The organism is Pseudomonas fortuita, assembly GCF_026898135.2.
In the GTDB taxonomy this organism is placed as follows: Bacteria; Pseudomonadota; Gammaproteobacteria; order Pseudomonadales; family Pseudomonadaceae; genus Aquipseudomonas; species Aquipseudomonas fortuita.
The window spans coordinates 809,535-828,002 of record NZ_CP114035.2; the positions used below are offsets into that span (position 1 = coordinate 809,535).

An 18,468-nucleotide genomic window follows, 5' to 3' on the forward strand; every position below is an offset into this window, starting at 1 on the left:
AATCCGCGAAGCAGCCAGTACAAGGAACCTAAGGCTGCCAATCAACCCCACTTTCTTCCAGATAAGCATCCACAGCGGCACCCACTGTGGGGTGAAAGGCCGTCTCCCCCATATGCTGAAACAACTCGAACCGCCGCATCTTGTCCTTCACCGGGTCCTTCATCTCGGCAAACTGCAATTCCACCCCTCGAGCCTCCAGTGCCCGGTCCAGTTCGGCCAGCATGTCTGCCGAGGTGATGTCGATACTGGTCACTGGCTCCGCCGCTATTATCAGCCGCTGCACCGGCGTCGGCGACTCGTCCACGGCCGCCATCACGGTACTTTGGAACTGCTCGGCATTGGCAAAGAACAGCGGCGCATCCCAACGCAGCAGCACCAGCCCCGGAATACGTCGAGCCTGTGGATAACGCTGCACATCGTGGTAGCCCCGGGTGCCATCCACCCGGCCCAGCACTGCATGGTGTGGCCGCCAGCCGTCCCACAGAAACTCGATCACCGCGATTGCCACCGCAATGCAGATACCGGGAATGGCCCCAAACACCGCCACACCGACGAAGCAGGTGAACGACAGCCAGAACTCCCACTGTTGCATGCGGTTCATGTAGCCATAGCGGATCGGCTTGGACAGCAACTCGGTGATGAAGCCCAGGCGCAGCAGCCCGGCAATCACGCAGAACGCCCCGGCGATCAGCGCCATCATGCTGGCGATGGCGATTGCCCGCTGTGGGTCGCTGGCGGCGTGCTGCACCACCACCGCCAGGATCGGCGCGGCCAGCGCCGAATCCGGGCCCAGCACCAGGATTCGGCTGGGGCCGAACAGGGCGTAGACCAGCAACGGGATGATGGTGGCGTACAGGCCGTAGATTCCGGGTACGCCGGACGCTTCGGCGTAGGCAATGCCCACCGGTACCAGCATGGTGGTCAGCACCAGGCCGGCGGCGATGTCCTTGGCTAACCAGGCGCGTTGATAGTGGAGCAGGGTCACCAGGCCGGGTAGCCAGCGTTGCCAGTCGAAGCGCGTTGGTTCGGGCATGGTGCGGGCTCAGGGGAGGAGGGTGCTGAGTTTCAGCTTAGATGCTATGCCCCTAGAAACGAAGAAGCCGCGCAGGTGCGCGGCTTCTTCGTGTTGAGTCACCCGTCCTGAACAGACATTTCGCCTGTTTCAGGGCTGGGTCGTCTCTTGAGACGCTGTGAACGTCTGCTGAATCAGACGTTGAAGCGGAAGTGCATCACGTCGCCATCCTTGACGATGTAATCCTTGCCTTCCAGGCGCCACTTGCCGGCTTCCTTCGCACCGCCTTCACCCTTGAACTGGATGAAGTCGTCATAGGCCACCACCTCAGCGCGGATGAAACCTTTTTCGAAGTCGGTGTGGATAACACCAGCAGCCTGTGGTGCAGTGGCGCCGACGCGTACGGTCCAGGCACGTACTTCCTGCACGCCGGCAGTGAAGTAGGTCTGCAGGTTCAGCAGCTCGTAACCGGCGCGGATCACGCGGTTCAGGCCAGGCTCTTCCAGGCCCAGGGCCTCGAGGAACATGTCCTTCTCTTCGCCGTCGTCCAGCTCGGCGATTTCTGCTTCGATCTTGTTGCACACCGGTACAACGACCGCGCCCTCTTCCTCGGCAATGGCCTTGACCACGTCCAGGTGCGGGTTGTTGTCGAAGCCGTCTTCGGCGACGTTGGCGATGTACATCACCGGCTTGCTGGTCAGCAGGTGGAAGCCACGGATGACGGCTTTTTCGTCGTCAGCCATGTTCTTCATCAGGCTGCGCGCAGGCTTGCCTTCGGTGAAGTGCGGGATCAGCTTTTCCAGAATGGCCTTTTGCGCCAAGGCTTCCTTGTCGCCGCCCTTGGCGTTGCGGGCTACTTTCTGCAGTTGCTTTTCGCAGCTGTCGAGGTCGGCGAAGATCAGTTCGAGGTCGATGATCTCGATGTCACGCTTGGGATCGACGCTGTTGGAAACGTGGATCACGTTTTCGTCTTCGAAGCAGCGCACCACGTGGGCAATGGCGTCGGTCTCGCGGATGTTGGCGAGGAACTTGTTGCCCAGGCCTTCGCCTTTCGAGGCACCGGCAACCAGGCCGGCGATATCGACGAATTCCATGGTGGTCGGCAGGATGCGGTTTGGCTTGACGATTTCAGCCAGCGCAGCCAGACGAGCATCAGGCATCGGCACGATGCCGCTGTTTGGCTCGATGGTGCAGAAAGGGAAGTTCTCCGCCGCGATGCCAGACTTGGTCAGGGCGTTGAACAGGGTGGACTTGCCGACGTTGGGCAGGCCGACGATGCCGCAATTGAAACCCATGGGTATTCCCCTCTCTAAAGGAATCAGGCCTTCTGGCTGTGCAGCTCGCGCATCGCCTTGGCAAAGTCGCCGGCAAGCACGTCCGGCAGCACGCCGAGGGCAAAATCGATGCTGGCGTCGAGCTTCTCCTGCTCGGCGCGCGGCGCGCGGCCCAGGACGAAGTTGGATACCAGTTTGGCGTCACCCGGGTGGCCAATGCCAAGCCGCAGGCGGTGGAAGTCGTTCTGGTTGCCGAGCTGCGCGATGATGTCGCGCAGGCCGTTATGCCCACCATGGCCGCCGCCGCGCTTGAGCTTGGCAACGCCCGGAGGCAGGTCGAGTTCGTCGTGCGCCACCAGGATTGCTTCCGGCTTGATGCGGAAGAAATTGGCCAAGGCCGCCACGGCCTGGCCGCTGCGGTTCATGTAGGTGGTGGGGATCAACAAACGAACGTCGTTGCCCTGATGGCTGAACTTAGCCGTCAGGCCGAAATATTTTTTGTCAGCAGTCAGCGATACACGCTGGGCGCTGGCAATGCGTTCAACGAAAAGAGCCCCTGCGTTATGCCGGGTCTGTTCGTATTCGGGGCCGGGGTTACCCAGGCCAACGATCAACTGGATGGCGGTCACGTCAGGGGCTCTTCCTTGGAGTTGGTGGGTCACAGTGCGCGCGGCACTGTAACCCGATCAACGCCGGCGTGCGAGTGGATTACTCGGCAGCGCCTTCTGCTTCTGGAGCAACGCGTGGAGCGTGAACGTTGGCAACAGCTTTGTCATCACCGTGGGCCAGAGCTACGAACTCTACGCCTTTCGGAGCTTTCAGGTCCGACAGGTGGATGATGGTGCCGATTTCAGCGTTGGCCAGGTCAACTTCGATGAACTCAGGCAGGTCTTTGGCTTCGCAGGAAACTTCGATCTGCGATTCAACGTGCGAGATCTCGCCGCCTTTCTTGACCGGTGCTTCTTCGTTGATGAAGTGCACTGGAACAACAGCGGTCAGCTTCTGGCCAGCAACGACGCGGATGAAGTCAGCGTGCATGATGAACTGCTTGGCCGGGTGACGCTGCATGGCCTTGACGATGACGTTTTGCTTGACGCCGTCAACGTTCAGCTCGATCACGTGGCTGAAGGCAGCTTCGTCTTCGAACAGCTTGGTGATTTCCTTGGCCAGGATGGTCAGGGATTGAGCTTCTTTGTCACCACCGTAGACAACGGCAGGGATGCTCAGCGCATGACGCAGGCGGCGGCTCGCACCTTTCCCCAGGTCAGTACGCGCTTGGGCGTTCAGGATAAAATCAGTCATTTTGTTTCTCCAAAATAGCCCCCCGAGAGCGTTTGCGACCAGCGCCAACGGGGATGGCAAAAAAGCCCCGCCCCAACACATGTTGGGGCGGGGCGCTTCACATCAACACGCGTTCCGCTTAGCGGAACATCGCGCTGATCGATTCTTCATTGCTGATGCGGCGTACCGCTTCAGCGACAACCGGTGCGATATCCAGCTGGCGGATACGGTCACAGGCTTGAGCAGCGGCGGACAGCGGAACGGTGTTGGTCACCACCAGCTCGTCCAGTACCGACTTCTCGATGTTCTCGATCGCGCGGCCCGACAGGACAGGGTGCGTGCAGTAGGCGTAAACCTTGGCAGCGCCGTGTTCTTTCAGGGCTTTGGCCGCGTGGCACAGGGTGCCGGCGGTGTCGACCATGTCGTCTACCAGGATGCAGGTGCGCCCTTCGACGTCGCCGATGATGTGCATAACCTCGGAGTGGTTAGCCTTTTCGCGGCGTTTGTCGATGATACCCAGGTCGACACCCAGGGACTTGGCGACTGCACGTGCACGCACGACACCACCAATGTCCGGGGAGACGATCATCAGGTTCTCGAAACGCTGGTCTTCGATATCGTCTACCAGTACGGGCGAGCCGTAGATGTTGTCGACGGGGATATCGAAGAAGCCTTGGATCTGGTCAGCGTGCAGGTCGACGGTGAGAACACGGTCGATACCCACGACAGTGAGCATGTCAGCGACAACTTTGGCGCTGATGGCTACACGTGCCGAACGCGGACGGCGGTCCTGGCGGGCATATCCGAAGTAAGGAATCACGGCGGTGATTCGGGATGCTGAGGAGCGGCGGAAGGCGTCGGCCATCACTACCAGTTCCATCAGGTTATCGTTGGTCGGGGCACAAGTCGGCTGAATAATGAAAACGTCTTTACCGCGAACATTTTCATTGATCTCAGTGCTGATTTCGCCGTCGGAGAACTTACCGACAGAGACGTCACCGAGAGGGATATGCAGCTGACGTACGACACGCCGAGCCAGATCGGGGTTAGCGTTCCCCGTAAAGACCATCATCTTGGACACGCGCAGTACCTGAAGGCTGAGGGTATACCTGGATGAGTATAAGGAAAATGGCAGGGGCGGCTGGATTCGAACCAACGCATGGCAGGATCAAAACCTGCTGCCTTACCGCTTGGCGACGCCCCTGTATCTGTTGCTGCGAACGCTTATGCGCTCGACTTCTTGACCAGACTTTGCAGCTTGCGATGCAACATCGAAATATTGCTTCCTTTCGCCACAAACCCTGTTTGGGTCGCTGAAAGAAGGGCCAGAACTTTATCAGCTTCGGCTTTGCTTGGGAAGGCCCCAAACACACAACTTCCAGTGCCGGTTAGTCGAGCCTCAGTGAATTTACCCAGTGAATTCAACGCATTGCGAACTTCTGGGTAACTCTGCTCTACCACCGGTTGGCAGTCATTTCGACTGTTTCCCTCGGGAACGGGGCGCATATTAAGGGGGAGGGAATCACGTGTCAACTGCGGATGTGAAAAAATTTCTACTGTGCTGACAGACACTTGCGGCACCAGCACGACATACCAAGGCTCTTCAGGGTCGACCGGGGTCAACTGTTCGCCCACACCCTGGGCGAACGCCGCATGGCCGCGCACGAATACCGGTACGTCGGCACCCAGGCTCAGGCCCAGTGCGGCCAGGCGGTCTTCGTCCCAGTCCAGTTGCCACAGGTGGGCGAGGGCCTGCAGGGTGGTTGCGGCGTCCGAGCTGCCGCCGCCGATGCCGCCACCCATGGGCAGCACTTTGGTCAGCCAGATATCGGCACCCAATGGGCTGCCGGACTGTTCCTGCAGCTTGCGCGCAGCACGCACGATCAGGTTGCTGTCGTGCGGTACTGCCTCGATCTCGGTGTGCAGGCGGATCACGCCATCGTCACGTACGGCGAAACTCAGTTCGTCGCCATGGTCGAGAAACTGGAATACGGTTTCCAGCTCGTGATAGCCATCAGCGCGACGCCCGATGATGTGCAGCCACAGGTTGAGCTTGGCCGGGGCGGGCAGGGTGAGCGTGTGCATGAAATCAGTGCCCCAGCTGGCGTGGCTGCCAGTCCTTGACCACCAGGGTCACGTCCAGATTCTTGCCGTGCAGTTTCAGGCGCTCGGGCAACCAATAGCCATTCTGTTCGGTGTAGCTCAGGTACTGCACCTGCCAGCCATCCTGGTCAAGGCTGGCCAGGCGGCTGTCGCCGTCCAGAGTCAGCTTGCTCTTGCTGTCGGGGGCGGGCAGGCCGCGGACCCACCACACCAGGTGCGATACTGGCAGCTGCCAGCCGAGCTGCTCTTCCAGCAGGGCTTCCGGGCTGGTGGCCTCGAAGCGGCCCTGGTTGGCCACTTCGAGCACAACGCCACCGGGGCGGCCGGTCAGTCGTGCGGCACCACGGCCGAGTGGGCCAGCCAGGCGAATGTCGTAATAGTCCTGGCGCTGCAGCCAGAAGAGCGTGCCGCTACCTGAATCGCGCGGCGCGCGGATGCCGACTTTGCCGTTGATCTGCCAGCCATCAAGGCTGCTCAACTGCGCTTTATGGGCGCGCCACTGCTGCGGGTCGCCGTGCCCTTGCAGGGCCTCGCGGCTACCGAAGCCGGCACAGCCAGCCAGCAGGGCGATCAGGGTGAAGGTGATGCAATGGCGCAGGAACATGGCGTTAAAGGGTCTCGGATCCGGTCAGGCGCAAAAGGGTTTTGCGCAGGATGGGGCTGTCGGCCTGGGCTTCGAAGCCCTTGGCCCATACCTGGCGGGCTTCGCGGCGCTTGCCATTAGCCCACAGCACTTCGCCCAGGTGGGCGGCCACTTCGTGGTCGGGGAAGTTGGCAAAGGCTTGGCGCAGGTAGGTTTCAGCCTCGTCGAGGTTGCCCAGACGGTAATTGACCCAGCCCAGGCTGTCGAGTACCGCCGGGTCGTCCGGGGTCAGCTGGTGGGCCTTGTCAATCAGCGCCTTGGCTTCGGTGTAGCGGGTGGTACGGTCGGCCAGGGTGTAGCCCAGGGCGTTCAAGGCCATGGCATTTTCCGGCTCGCGGGCGATGATGGCGCGCAGGTCCTTTTCCAGTTGGCCAAGGTCGTCGCGCTTTTCGGCCAGCATGGCGCGCGTGTACAGCAGGTTGAGGTCGTCCGGGTAGCGCTGGATGGCTTGCTGCAGCACCTGGCTGGCCTGGGCGTCCTTGTTGTTGTTGCTGTAACTTTCCGATTCGATCAGGAACAGCTGGATGGCGTAGTCCGGCTGGGCTTCGCGGGCCTCGGCGAGCAGGCGTGAAGCCTCGGTGCCGCGGCCGTTGGCAATCAGGATGTCGGCCTGGCGCAGCTGCGCCGGCAGGTAATCGGGGCCAGGGCCGACCAGGGCGTACTCGCGCAGGGCGCCAGCGGGGTCGTGGCGTTCTTCGCGGATGCGGCCCAGGTTCAGGTGTGCGGCGTCGACGTTGCTGTCGCGCTCGACCAGCTCCTGCAGGTAGCCTTCGGCTTCATCCCAGTCTTTGTTTTCCAGGCACACCAGGGCCAGTGAGTAACGCAGCTCGTCATCGTCGGGGTATTGCTGGACCAGGCTGAGGAACTCGCCCTTGGCATCGCCGATGCGGTCCTGTTCGACCAGGGTGCGGGCATAGGTCAGGCGCAGGCGCTTGTCATCCGGGTTGTCGCGGATCGCGCCGCGCAGCAGCGGCAGGGCCTCGGGGCCACGGTCCAGGGCCTGAAGCAGGCGGGCGCGCAGCAGGATCGGGGCAATTTCGCCGTTTTGCGTCGGGTGCGATTCGAGCAGCTCCAGCGCCTCTTCAGCCTTGCCGTCCTGGTTCAGCAGCAGTGCCTTGCCGAATATCAGCTGGCCGTTGTCGGGGTATTTCACCAGCAGGCGCTCGAAGCTTTGCAGCAAGCCGTCGCGGGTGCTCTGGTCGGTTTCGGCGGCTGACAAGGCGAGGAAGTCGAAGTGAGTGTCGCCTTGGCCCTGCAGCACTTTTTCCATGTAGGCCATGGCGTCGTCATAACGGCCGGCGCGGGCTAGCTGGATGGCGGCGGCGCGCTGGGCGTCGAGGTTCTGCGGGTCATTGCGGGCCCAGACCAGCGCGTTATCCAGCGCCGGCTCGTCGGCGCCGAGGTATTCGGCAATGCGGTAGGCACGCTCGGAAACCCCGGGGTCCTGGGTTTTTGCTGCCTGGTCGGTGTAGTTGGCCAAGGCGATATCGAAGCGGTTGCGCTGGCCAGCCAGTTCCGCGACCAGCAGGCTGTAAAGCGTGTCCTGCTTGAACGAGCCATACACCACGGGCTTTTCCGCCTCGCCCTTGCCGGCTTCGGCGATGGGAGGCTCGGCCTTTTGCGGGGCCAGGTTCTGGCAGCCCTGGAGCAGGGCGAAGGCAAGCAGCAATGCGTATGGTTTGTTCATAGAAGGCTTTAGGAGGACTCACCGGCGGTCGGAGCATGATGACACAAGCGCGGGGGCAAACCCACCTGCGAAGGTATGAAGCTACGCTCAGCACATGCAGACCGCGCAGCGCGCGCAGCGTTCGCCCGGGCATTGCCACGATGCCCAGCGCTCGCGCGCGCTCACGCTCTTGTTTCTGCTTCTGCTTCTGCTTCTGCTTCTGCTTCTAAGCGCGCGATAGTTCAAGCGACGCAGATTGCGACTTCAGGAGGCCGAGCGCAGGGCTTGCGTAGGGAGGTGACGGGCATGGATGCCCGTCAAGCGCTGGGCCCCAGGATGGGGCCTGCAGCGCGGTCCTCCCGGGAGCAAGCCCGGAGCGAGGGGACCCCGGAGCGAAGCGCAGGGGCCGGATGATGGGAGCGGACGGCTTTGGTTACTTTGGCCAAGACCAAAGTAACCCGCCGGAAGGGCGGAAAGGTGACTTGGCGCCACCTGCGCGAACGAATGTCTACACTGTGCTAAGGCCCACATCGCAAGAAGCGAAAAGCGGATCTGGCTGTTTTGGTTCAGCGAACAGTCCATTTGCGATGGCGACGCTGACTCACCTTTTCGCCCTTACGGCGAGTCACTTTTTGTCAAACGCGACAAAAAGTAACCAAAAAACGCTGCGCTCCCATCATCCGGCCCCTGCGCTTCGCTCCGGGGTTCCCTCACTCCGGCCTTGCTCCCGGGAGGACCGCGCTGCAGGCCCCATCCTGGGGCCCAGCGCTTGACGGGCATCCATGCCCGTCACCTCCCTTCGCAAGGCCTGCGTTCGGCCTCCTGAAGTCGCGAAAATCAAAAGCAGATCAAAAGCCAGATCAAAAGCAGATCAAAAGCGGGAGTGAAAGCTGAAATCAACGCTCATCCTTGCCCGCGAGCGGCGATAGCCGCAGCGCTATCAGCGCAATAGCGAACGGTGGTTGTTCTAATACCTGTGAAAGAGGACAATTATCGGCTTCCCGTCACAACCAGCGACCTTGCATGGCCTTTCTTGCACTTGGTATCAACCATAAGACTGCCTCGGTAGACGTACGCGAGCGCGTGGCGTTTACCCCAGAGCAGCTGGTAGACGCCCTGCAGCAGCTCTGCCGGCTGACTTCCAGCCGCGAAGCGGCGATCCTGTCGACCTGCAACCGCAGCGAGCTCTATATAGAGCAGGACCACTTGTCTGCCGACGCCGTGCTGCAATGGCTGGCCGACTATCACCGCCTCAGCCTGGACGAGTTGCGCGCCAGTGCCTACGTGCATGAAGAGCATGATGCCGTTAAGCACATGATGCGCGTGGCTTCGGGCCTGGACTCGCTGGTGCTCGGCGAGCCGCAGATCCTCGGCCAGATGAAGTCAGCCTACGCCGTGGCGCGGGAGGCCGGCACCGTCGGCCCGTTGCTCGGGCGCCTGTTCCAGGCCACCTTCAGCGCCGCCAAGCAGGTGCGCACCGACACCGCCATTGGTGAAAACCCGGTATCGGTGGCGTTTGCCGCAGTCAGCCTGGCCAAACAGATTTTCAGCGACCTGGGCCGCAGCCAGGCCTTGTTGATCGGTGCCGGCGAAACCATCACCCTGGTCGCACGCCACCTGCATGAGCAAGGCGTGCGGCGTATCGTCGTGGCCAACCGTACCCTGGAGCGGGCCAGTACCCTGGCCGAGCAGTTTGGCGCACACGCCGTACTGCTGGCCGACATCCCCCAGGAACTGGCCAACAGCGACATCGTCATCAGTTCCACCGCCAGCCAGTTGCCCATCCTGGGCAAGGGCGCGGTCGAGAGTGCGCTGAAACAGCGCCGGCACAAGCCGATCTTCATGGTCGACATTGCCGTGCCGCGCGACATCGAACCTGAAGTCGGCGAGCTGGACGACGTGTACCTGTACACTGTCGATGACCTGCATGACGTGGTGGCGGAAAACCTCAAGAGCCGCCAGGGCGCAGCCCAGGCGGCTGAAGAACTGGTCTCGGTGGGCGCCGAGGATTTCATGCTGCGCCTGCGTGAACTGGCGGCGGTGGACGTGCTCAAGGCCTACCGCCAGCAGAGCGAGCGCCTGCGTGACGACGAATTGCAAAAGGCCCAGCGCCTGCTGGCCAACGGCGGCAACCCCGAGGACGTACTGGCCCAACTGGCCCGGGGGCTGACCAACAAACTCCTGCATGCGCCCAGCGTGCAGTTGAAAAAGCTCTCGGCCGAGGGCCGCCTTGATGCGCTGGCCATGGCCCAGGAACTCTTTGCCCTCAACGAGGGCTCCACGGACAAATCCCCGCAATGAAAGCGTCGCTGCTGAACAAACTGGATATCCTCCAGGACCGCTTCGAAGAGCTCACCGCACTGCTCGGTGATGCTGAGGTCATTTCCGACCAGACGCGCTTTCGCGCGTATTCCCGTGAATATGCCGAGGTCGAGCCGGTCTACGCTGCTTATAAAGAGTGGTGCAAAGTCCAGGGTGACCTTGAGGGCGCCCAGGCATTGCTCAAGGACAGCGACCCGGACCTGCGTGAAATGGCCGTGGAAGAAGTGCGTGAAGCCAAGGAACAGCTGCTGACGCTGGAGGCGAAGCTGCAACGCATGCTGCTGCCCAAAGACCCCAACGACGGCCGCAACGTGTTCCTCGAAATTCGCGCCGGTACGGGTGGCGACGAGGCGGCCATCTTCTCTGGCGACCTGTTCCGCATGTATTCGCGCTACGCCGAAAAACGCGGCTGGCGCCTGGAGATCTTGTCCGAGAACGAAGGCGAGCACGGCGGCTACAAGGAAATCATCGCCCGTGTCGAGGGTGAGCACGTGTACGGCAAGCTCAAGTTCGAGTCTGGCGCACACCGTGTTCAGCGCGTGCCGGAAACCGAATCCCAAGGCCGCGTGCACACCTCCGCCTGCACAGTGGCGGTGCTGCCCGAGCCGGACGAACAAGCAGCCATCGAAATCAACCCGGCCGATCTGCGCGTGGACACCTACCGTGCATCGGGCGCGGGTGGTCAGCACGTGAACAAGACCGACTCGGCGATCCGTATTACCCACTTGCCCACCGGTATCGTGGTCGAGTGCCAGGAAGAGCGTTCGCAGCACAAGAACCGCGCCCGTGCCATGTCCTGGCTGTCGGCCAAGCTCAACGACATGCAGACCAGCGCAGCACAGAATGCCATTGCCAGCGAGCGCAAACTGCTGGTGGGGTCCGGTGACCGTTCCGAGCGCATCCGCACCTACAATTATCCACAGGGTCGGGTAACCGATCACCGTATCAACCTGACCTTGTACTCGCTGGACGACATCCTCAGCGGTGGCGTGGACGCAGTGATCGAACCGCTGCTGGCCGAATACCAGGCCGATCAACTGGCTGCCCTGGGGGACTGATGACCATCATCGCCAGCTTGCTGCGCAACGCGCAGCTGCCCGAGTCGCCCACCGAGCGGCTGGATGCCGAATTGCTGCTGGCTGCTGCCATCGGCAAGTCGCGCAGCTACCTGCACACCTGGCCCGAGCGAATCGTCAGCAGCGAAGATGCCCAGACTTACGCCGGTTACCTTCAGCGCCGCCGTGGCGGCGAGCCGGTCGCTTACATCCTCGGGCAGCAGGGCTTCTGGACGATCGACCTGGAAGTGGCGCCGCATACCCTGATCCCGCGGCCGGATACCGAGCTGTTGGTCGAGACTGCCCTTGAGCTGCAACCCGCCTCGCCGGCCAAGGTCCTTGACCTGGGCACCGGTACCGGTGCGATTGCCCTGGCCCTGGCCAGCGATCGCCCGGCCTGGCAGCTGACTGCAGTTGACCGGGTGGAAGAAGCCGCTGCCCTGGCCGAGCGCAACCGCCAACGTTTGGGTCTGAGCAACGCGCAGGTGCGGGTAAGCCACTGGTTCGACAGCCTGGCCGGCGAGCGTTTCGACCTGATTGTCAGCAACCCCCCCTATATTGCCGCCGCAGACCCACACCTGGTGGCCGGTGACGTGCGCTTCGAGCCCAGCAGTGCACTGGTGGCCGGTGCCGATGGCCTGGACGACCTGCGCGTGATCGTTGCCCAGGCCCCCGCGCACCTGTTGCCCGGTGGCTGGTTGCTGTTGGAACATGGCTACGACCAGGCAGCGGCGGTACGCGCTTTGCTGGCTGAGCAAGGCTTTATCGAGGTCGCCAGCCGAACGGACCTGGGCGGCCATGAACGCATTACCCTGGGGCGCCTGCCATGCTGAGTGATCAGGAACTTCTGCGTTACAGCCGGCAGGTATTGCTGGCCCAGATCGACATCGACGGCCAGTTACGGCTCAAGCAGAGCAAGGCACTGATTGTCGGCCTTGGCGGCCTGGGCTCCCCGGTGGCACTGTACCTGGCTGCCGCCGGGGTGGGTGAGCTGCACCTGGCCGACTTCGACACCGTCGACCTGACCAACCTGCAACGCCAGGTGATTCACGACAGTGCCAGCGTCGGCATGAGCAAGGTCGATTCGGCCTTGCAGCGCTTGCAGGCAATAAACCCGGAGATCGGTCTGGTTGCCCATCGCCAAGCCCTGGACGAAGATTCGCTGGCTGCCGCTGTGGCGGCAGTCGACCTGGTGCTGGACTGCTCCGACAATTTCGCTACTCGTGAAGCGGTCAACGCGGCCTGTATGGCTGCTGGCAAACCACTGGTGAGCGGCGCGGCGATCCGCCTTGAAGGGCAGTTGTCGGTGTTTGACCCTCGGCGCGACTACAGCCCCTGCTACCACTGTCTGTACGGGCATGGCAGTGACGATGAACTGACCTGCAGCGAAGCTGGCGTGATCGGCCCGCTGGTGGGTTTGGTGGGCAGCCTGCAAGCGCTGGAGGCAATGAAGCTGCTGGCCGGCTTCGGCGAACCGCTGGTGGGTCGTCTGCTGTTGATCGATGCTCTCGGCACCCGTATCCGTGAGCTGCGCGTCAAGCGCGACCCGGCTTGCGCAGTTTGCGGCAAGCGCGATGGCTGAGCGTTCGGCGCCGGTCGGCGTGATGGACTCGGGGGTCGGCGGTTTGTCGGTACTCGCCGAAATCCAGCGCCTGCTGCCCAACGAGACGCTGCTGTATGTGGCCGACTGCGGCCATGTGCCTTACGGTGAGAAGTCGCCGGACTATATACGCGAGCGCTGCCGGCATATTGCCGGGTTCTTCCAGGCACAAGGCGCCAAAGCCATGGTCCTGGCCTGTAACACCGCCACGGTGGCGGCGGTGGCTGACTTGCGCGAGCTGTACCCGACTTGGCCGCTGGTGGGCATGGAGCCGGCCGTGAAGCCTGCTGCTGCCGCCACCCGCTCGGGCGTGGTCGGTGTACTGGCAACTACCGGTACCTTGCAAAGTGCCAAGTTTGCAGCGCTGCTGGACCGCTTCGCCAATGACGTCCAGGTGATTACTCAGCCATGCCCTGGGCTGGTCGAGCTGATCGAGACCGGTGACCTGGCCAGCCCGGCGCTTCGCCAGATGCTGCTTGGCTATGTGCAGCCGTTGCTGGCCGCCGGCTGCGATACGCTGATCCTCGGTTGCACGCATTACCCCTTCTTGCGCCCGTTACTGGCCGACCTGGTGCCAGCGGACGTGGCGATCATCGACACCGGCGCCGCTGTGGCGCGTCAACTGCAAAGGCTGCTGGGTGCCAATGACCTGTTAGCCGAAGGCCCGGCCGGCGACACCCGCTTCTGGACCAGCGCTGACCCAGAATTCCTCCGAAAAATCCTGCCTGTGCTGTGGCATAAGTCCGACGATGTGCAAAGCTTTGCGTTGTGAAAAAAACGTGAAAAACAGCTGAACTATCGTTCCACTTCTGCTTTCTACCGCTTGCCTGATTGAGGCGGACACTAATAACAGCATCAGGAAGAAGGATGTTTCTCATGAGGAAACTGCTCGGCTTGGCGGCGGCTGCCGCCTTTACTTTGGGTCAAGCAATGTCGGCACAGGCTGCCGACATTTCGGTTTCGGTGGGGCAGACCGGTGACTCGACCATGGTCTACCGGCTAGGGCTGCAATCGAACTGGGACGCAAGCTGGTGGCAGACCAGTGTTGGTCGGCTGACCGGATATTGGGATGGGGCCTATACGTATTGGGACGGCGACGAGACGGCGAGCAACCATAGCTTGTCGTTCGCGCCAGTGTTCGTTTACGAATTTGCCGGGGAGTCGGTGAAGCCCTACATCGAAGCGGGGATCGGTGTAGCCGCGTTCTCCAGCACCGAGCTGGAAAGCAACGAGCTGGGCTCGGCATTCCAGTTCGAGGACCGCATCGGCTTTGGTTTGCGCTTTGCAGGGGGGCATGAGATCGGGGTGCGGGCGATCCATTATTCCAATGCGGGCATCAAAGAGCCTAACGATGGTGTGGAGAGCTATAGCTTGCACTACCGCATGGCGCTCTGAGTTCACCTGCACAGGCCTTTTCGCGGGTGAACCCGCTCCCACAGGGAATGCACGATCCTCAAAGGGTGTGCGTTCTGTGGGGGCGGGGCTAACGCCGATTTCAGGGGCTTAGCGCGTCAACGGCCATAGGCTGCTGAGTTCCAGCGCCTCCAGAACCAGTTCCGGTTCAGCTTGCGGCCACCGACGCAACAACGCTTCAGCAACGCTCTGTGGCGTCCATTGCTCCGGTATCGCCTGCGCCGACGTCACCGCTACCTTGAGCGACTGTGGCCCTACTATGGTCAGGCCTACCCCTTGAGCTTTCAAGGCCTGGCGCTGCTCACGCATCCACTGCGGCAGGTTGTTCCAGCCTGCAGTTACCTGCGTCGGGGCATACAATTGCAATGCCGAATAGCGGTTGAACACTGCCAACACCTGCGGTGAATCCCCCTTGGCCAGCAGGGGCAAGGCATGGCCAAGGCACTGCTCAGCCGCCAGCTGGTTGCTTGTGACGATCGCCTCGAACAGGTCGCTGTCCGCTACGTCGTCTGGCAGATAATCGCTGGTACCGGCATTGATGATCAGACCATCCAGCGAGCACCAGGCATGGCCTATCTGCTGGCAGGCATCCGCTGCATTTGGCTCGGCATGCAACTGCCAGGGCAGGCGCAAGAATCGCCGACCATGTTGTGCTGCCAATCTTTCCAGTTCATCGCTTTCCTTCGTACTGGCGGCAACGCGGTGGCCCTGTTCGAGCAAGCGTTCCACCAAAGCCAGACCTAGCCCATTGCTGGCGCCCGTAACCCAAAAACTGCGTGAGTTAGTCAAGACGTTGTCCTCTAATCCTGCCGGCGGGGAAGGCCCTTGAAAGCTTCTATTGCACGCTGGCGACTGCTGCTGAGATCGACCATAGGACTGTGATACAAATTAGTAGCAAATAGATCCCTGGATTTCATCGGTTCATGGATATTTTTCTCATCTATGTCACGTAGGTCCGGCAGCCAGTGCCGAATGAAATGCCCCTGAGGGTCGAAACGCTGAGACTGTGAAATCGGGTTGAAGATACGGAAGTAGGGCACTGCGTCCGTTCCGGTGGACGCGCTCCACTGCCAGCCGCCATTGTTGGCCGCCAGGTCACCGTCTATCAAGTGGCGCATGAAGTGCCGCTCGCCCTTGCGCCAGTCGATCAGCAGGTTCTTGCTGAGGAACATGGCCACGATCATGCGCAGCCGATTATGCATCCATCCGGTGTGGAGCAACTGGCGCATGGCGGCGTCGATGATCGGGAAACCCGTACGGCCCTGTTCCCAGGCTTCAAGGTCGGCCGGTGCATCACGCCAGGGCAGGGCTTCGGTCTGGGCGCGGAAGGCACGGTGTCGCGAGACCTGAGGGTAACCGCACAGGATGTGCTTGTAGAACTCGCGCCAGAGCAGCTCGTTGATCCAGGTCTGCACGCCCGTACTGCCACTGTCGAATTCGCCCCGGTTGCTGGCCAGTGCACCGTGCAGGCACTGGCGAGGCGATATCACGCCGGCGGCCAGGTAAGGCGAAAGCTGGCTGGTACCAGGTTTGGCAGGCAGGTCACGCAGTTGCTGGTAGTCATCAATGGCTTCGTCGAGAAAGCGGGACAGCCGCCCCTGCGCCTGCGCTTCACCCGCTGGCCAGTGTTCACGCAGAGCGCGGGCGGGTGTTTCAAAACCGTCCACGTGTTGCGGAACAGGGTCGGCAGGGATGTGCAGCGGTGCCTGCCGCTTAACCCGGTGGGCCAACGCGGGCAGGCTGCGATGCAGGTGCTCCAGGCAGGTTTTCTTGAACTGGCTGAAAACCTGAAAATAATCGCCACTGCGGGTGAGGATGGTGCCCGGGCGGAACAACAGCTGGTCGAGGTGGCTGTGTGCCTGAATGCCCGACTTTTCTAGCAGGGCGCGGGTGGCATCATCGCGGCGCTGCTCGTTGATGCCGTACTCTTCGTTCCAGTGAACGCTTGCCACCTGATGTTGGCGGCATACCTCCAGCACGGCTTGTGGTGCCTGCTCCCAGGTGTCTATCTTGCGGATCAGCAGGGGGATATTCAGGCCTTCCAGCGATTGGCGCAGGTCGCGCAGGCTGCGCAGCCAGAAATCGACTTTGCAGGCGGCGTCATCATGGGCCTGCCATTGCCCGGGGCTGATCAGCCACAGGGCGATGGTGGGCCCGCGCTCGGTGGCGGCGCTGAGCGCGGTGTTGTCATCGATGCGCAGGTCACTGCGCAGCCAGGTCAGGTGCATGGGGCATTCATCTCTACAGGCAGGCGGTCATGGGCTTGAAGCAAGCTCAATGCCACTTGCGGGGTGTCGAACAGGGCGAGGTTGGGCAACTTGAGGGCACGCAGCTGCGCTTCATGCAGCAACAGCGTCGGGCCGCCGGCCAGGATTGGCATGGGCAGGTTGTGCAGGGTGCGTTGCAGTGCCTTGCCATCGATGCGGGGCCCCAGGTGCAGAAGTACGGCGCGGGGGCTGAGCGTGCTGACGGCGCGTTGAAGGTGCGGGCCGGCAACGGGGCGCTCCAGCACCTCGACCGGGAACCCGTTGCTGGTGAACAGCCAGGCGCAAAGCCATAAACCGGGGCTGAAGACACGTTCACTGTCTTCCACCAGCAACACCGCAGGGCCCTGCAGCAGCTGGTTGTCATGGTAGACGCGGGCACCTAGCTTGCTGCGTAGCCAACTGTGGAAAAACGCCTGTTCCAGCTGCGCATTGAAGTAACTACGCCAGCGCAGGTCGAGGAGGTCGAGCAGCGGCAGCAGCAGTTGTTCGCACAGGGTAACGGCCGGGTACAGGGCCATGGCCTGGTTGAGCTGCTGGTCAAGGGCGCGCTGGGACAGGTTGGCAATGGCCTCGATCAGCTGGAATTGTCGGGCCTGCCAGTCACCTTTGGGCGGTGTGCCGGAGGGTTTGTCGAGCAGCTCGCGTACCTGGCCGACCGATGCCCCACGCTGCAACCAGCCAAGGATTGCCTCGACCCGACCCACCTGATCCAGCGGATACAGGCGATGCCCCTTGGCGGTGCGCTGCGGCTTGAGCAGGCCATACCGGCGCTCCCAGGCGCGCAGGGTGACCGGATTCACGCCAGTGCGACGGGCAAGTTCGCCGATGGGCAGCAAGGTTTCAGACTGCATTGCGCAAGCCCAGACTTTCCGGGTGCGGCTGCAGGTAGGCCTGTTGCAGCAGGTACGGGTCTGGATGCTTGCGCAAGTGGTGCTTGAGCAGGGTCAGCGGCACCACCAGCGGCACTACGCCTTGCTGGTACTGGCTGATGATTGTCTGCAACTCGGCTTTGTCTTGCTGCGTGAGGTTGTCCTTGAAATAGCCGCTGATGTGCTGCAGCACATTGCAATGGGTGCCGCGGCTGGCACAGCGTCTCAGGGCCTGCATCAGCTGGCTGAAGTAGCGTGGGCCGATGGTTTGTGGGTCGTCATCCTTGCTCATGCTGCCGAGCAGGCGGCCCAAGGTGCGGTAGGCCTGGGGGTTGTTGGCCATCACCAGGTATTTGTAACGCGAATGAAAGCGCACCAGGCTTCCACGGCTAAGGCCCTCGGCCAGCAGGCGCTGCCAGTCGGCGTAGGCGTACACGCGGCTGATGAAGTTCTCGCGCAGCACCGGGTCATGCAGGCGACCTTCTTCTTCCACAGGCAGGTCCGGGCGTCTTGCGCAGAACGCTTGGGCATACACGCCGCGCCCCCCCTGGATGGCCGGGTGGCCATTGTCCTGATACACCTTGACCCGCTCCAGGCCGCAAGAGGGCGATTTCTGCATGAAAATATAGCCGCAGATGCTGTCGAGCTCGGCGGCCATCTGCTCGCCATAGTTGCGTAGCGGGCCGGTCAGGTCCATGCCTGGGTTACGGGTACCGACCACTTCCGGTCGTTCGGGATTGCCGACGAGGCGGATCGGGTCGCGCGGTATGCCCAGGCCGATGGCAACTTCCGGGCACACCGGCAGCCAGTCGAAATGGGCGTCCAGTTGCGTACGGCACAGGTCTGAGGCCTTATGGCCGCCGTTGTAACGCACGCTGTGCCCGGTCAGGCAGGCGCTGATGGCGATACGCGGCTTGCTGTGGGCTGAAGTGTCGTGCATGGCTGTCTCCCGTAAACCTGTAC

Annotated in this window: 18 protein-coding genes and 1 tRNA gene; 6 read left to right on the plus strand and 13 right to left on the minus strand. The window is 62.1% G+C overall.

What is annotated here, in order from left to right; genetic code table 11:
* Positions 1 to 28: 28 nt before the first annotated feature.
* The 9 genes from OZ911_RS03735 to OZ911_RS03775 all read right to left on the minus strand — a co-directional run bounded on the left by OZ911_RS03735 (position 29) and on the right by OZ911_RS03775 (position 8,000).
* Entirely contained in the window at positions 29 to 1,033 is a 1,005-nt protein-coding gene (locus OZ911_RS03735) for a SulP family inorganic anion transporter (RefSeq protein ID WP_023048693.1), read from the minus strand.
* Positions 1,034 to 1,206: 173 nt separating this feature from the next.
* Positions 1,207 to 2,307 carry a redox-regulated ATPase YchF gene (gene ychF, locus OZ911_RS03740; protein ID WP_016484859.1) on the minus strand — a complete coding sequence of 367 codons (1,101 nt, stop codon included), beginning with the start codon at positions 2,305 to 2,307 and terminating at the stop codon, positions 1,207 to 1,209.
* Between the two features lie 23 nt (positions 2,308 to 2,330).
* Complete coding sequence (gene pth / locus OZ911_RS03745) at positions 2,331 to 2,915, minus strand: aminoacyl-tRNA hydrolase (RefSeq protein ID WP_009686183.1); 585 nt, start codon at positions 2,913 to 2,915, stop codon at positions 2,331 to 2,333.
* A gap of 79 nt (positions 2,916 to 2,994) precedes the next feature.
* Positions 2,995 to 3,588, minus strand: coding sequence for a 50S ribosomal protein L25/general stress protein Ctc (locus OZ911_RS03750; protein WP_016484861.1), 594 nt, complete (start codon positions 3,586 to 3,588; stop codon positions 2,995 to 2,997).
* A 118-nt stretch (positions 3,589 to 3,706) separates the two neighbouring features.
* The gene (locus tag OZ911_RS03755; RefSeq protein ID WP_003247410.1) at positions 3,707 to 4,648 is read right to left on the minus strand and encodes a ribose-phosphate pyrophosphokinase; all 942 of its coding nucleotides are present in this window, start codon (positions 4,646 to 4,648) and stop codon (positions 3,707 to 3,709) included.
* A gap of 48 nt (positions 4,649 to 4,696) precedes the next feature.
* Positions 4,697 to 4,771: transfer RNA gene (locus tag OZ911_RS03760), tRNA-Gln, on the minus strand.
* Positions 4,772 to 4,791: 20 nt separating this feature from the next.
* Complete coding sequence (gene ispE / locus OZ911_RS03765) at positions 4,792 to 5,652, minus strand: 4-(cytidine 5'-diphospho)-2-C-methyl-D-erythritol kinase (protein WP_023048694.1); 861 nt, start codon at positions 5,650 to 5,652, stop codon at positions 4,792 to 4,794.
* A 4-nt stretch (positions 5,653 to 5,656) separates the two neighbouring features.
* Positions 5,657 to 6,274 (minus strand): lipoprotein insertase outer membrane protein LolB, encoded by a 618-nt coding sequence (gene lolB, locus OZ911_RS03770; protein WP_016484863.1) that lies wholly within the window; start codon positions 6,272 to 6,274, stop codon positions 5,657 to 5,659.
* Positions 6,275 to 6,278: 4 nt separating this feature from the next.
* Positions 6,279 to 8,000, minus strand: coding sequence for a tetratricopeptide repeat protein (locus OZ911_RS03775; protein WP_016484864.1), 1,722 nt, complete (start codon positions 7,998 to 8,000; stop codon positions 6,279 to 6,281).
* 1,002 nt (positions 8,001 to 9,002) lie between these two features.
* Here OZ911_RS03775 and hemA point away from each other — a divergent pair.
* From hemA to OZ911_RS03805, 6 genes are all read left to right on the plus strand, one after another.
* Positions 9,003 to 10,280, plus strand: a complete 1,278-nt coding sequence (gene hemA / locus OZ911_RS03780; RefSeq protein WP_016484866.1) for a glutamyl-tRNA reductase — start codon at positions 9,003 to 9,005, stop codon at positions 10,278 to 10,280.
* Complete coding sequence (prfA, locus tag OZ911_RS03785) at positions 10,277 to 11,359, plus strand: peptide chain release factor 1 (RefSeq protein ID WP_016484867.1); 1,083 nt, start codon at positions 10,277 to 10,279, stop codon at positions 11,357 to 11,359. The genes hemA and prfA overlap by 4 nt, the downstream gene beginning before the upstream one ends.
* Entirely contained in the window at positions 11,359 to 12,189 is an 831-nt protein-coding gene (gene prmC, locus OZ911_RS03790; protein WP_016484868.1) for a peptide chain release factor N(5)-glutamine methyltransferase, read from the plus strand. Before prfA ends, prmC begins: the two co-directional genes overlap by 1 nt.
* Positions 12,183 to 12,938, plus strand: coding sequence for a molybdopterin-synthase adenylyltransferase MoeB (locus OZ911_RS03795; protein ID WP_016484869.1), 756 nt, complete (start codon positions 12,183 to 12,185; stop codon positions 12,936 to 12,938). Before prmC ends, OZ911_RS03795 begins: the two co-directional genes overlap by 7 nt.
* The gene (gene murI, locus OZ911_RS03800; RefSeq protein ID WP_016484870.1) at positions 12,931 to 13,728 is read left to right on the plus strand and encodes a glutamate racemase; all 798 of its coding nucleotides are present in this window, start codon (positions 12,931 to 12,933) and stop codon (positions 13,726 to 13,728) included. The genes OZ911_RS03795 and murI overlap by 8 nt, the downstream gene beginning before the upstream one ends.
* A 104-nt stretch (positions 13,729 to 13,832) precedes the next feature.
* Positions 13,833 to 14,351 (plus strand): acyloxyacyl hydrolase, encoded by a 519-nt coding sequence (locus OZ911_RS03805; protein WP_024717663.1) that lies wholly within the window; start codon positions 13,833 to 13,835, stop codon positions 14,349 to 14,351.
* 108 nt (positions 14,352 to 14,459) lie between these two features.
* Here the strand turns inward: OZ911_RS03805 and OZ911_RS03810 are convergent, their stop codons facing one another.
* The 4 genes from OZ911_RS03810 to OZ911_RS03825 are packed head-to-tail and all read right to left on the minus strand — an operon-like array spanning position 14,460 to position 18,445.
* Positions 14,460 to 15,158 carry an SDR family oxidoreductase gene (locus tag OZ911_RS03810; protein WP_023047683.1) on the minus strand — a complete coding sequence of 233 codons (699 nt, stop codon included), beginning with the start codon at positions 15,156 to 15,158 and terminating at the stop codon, positions 14,460 to 14,462.
* 11 nt (positions 15,159 to 15,169) lie between these two features.
* Positions 15,170 to 16,597 (minus strand): deoxyribodipyrimidine photo-lyase, encoded by a 1,428-nt coding sequence (gene phrB, locus OZ911_RS03815; protein WP_197888474.1) that lies wholly within the window; start codon positions 16,595 to 16,597, stop codon positions 15,170 to 15,172.
* Positions 16,588 to 17,487 carry a MerR family transcriptional regulator gene (locus OZ911_RS03820; protein WP_070086763.1) on the minus strand — a complete coding sequence of 300 codons (900 nt, stop codon included), beginning with the start codon at positions 17,485 to 17,487 and terminating at the stop codon, positions 16,588 to 16,590. Before OZ911_RS03820 ends, phrB begins: the two co-directional genes overlap by 10 nt.
* On the minus strand, positions 17,477 to 18,445 hold the full coding sequence (locus tag OZ911_RS03825; protein ID WP_016484875.1) for a YbgA family protein: 969 nt from the start codon (positions 18,443 to 18,445) through the stop codon (positions 17,477 to 17,479). The genes OZ911_RS03820 and OZ911_RS03825 overlap by 11 nt, the downstream gene beginning before the upstream one ends.
* Positions 18,446 to 18,468: the final 23 nt, after the last annotated feature.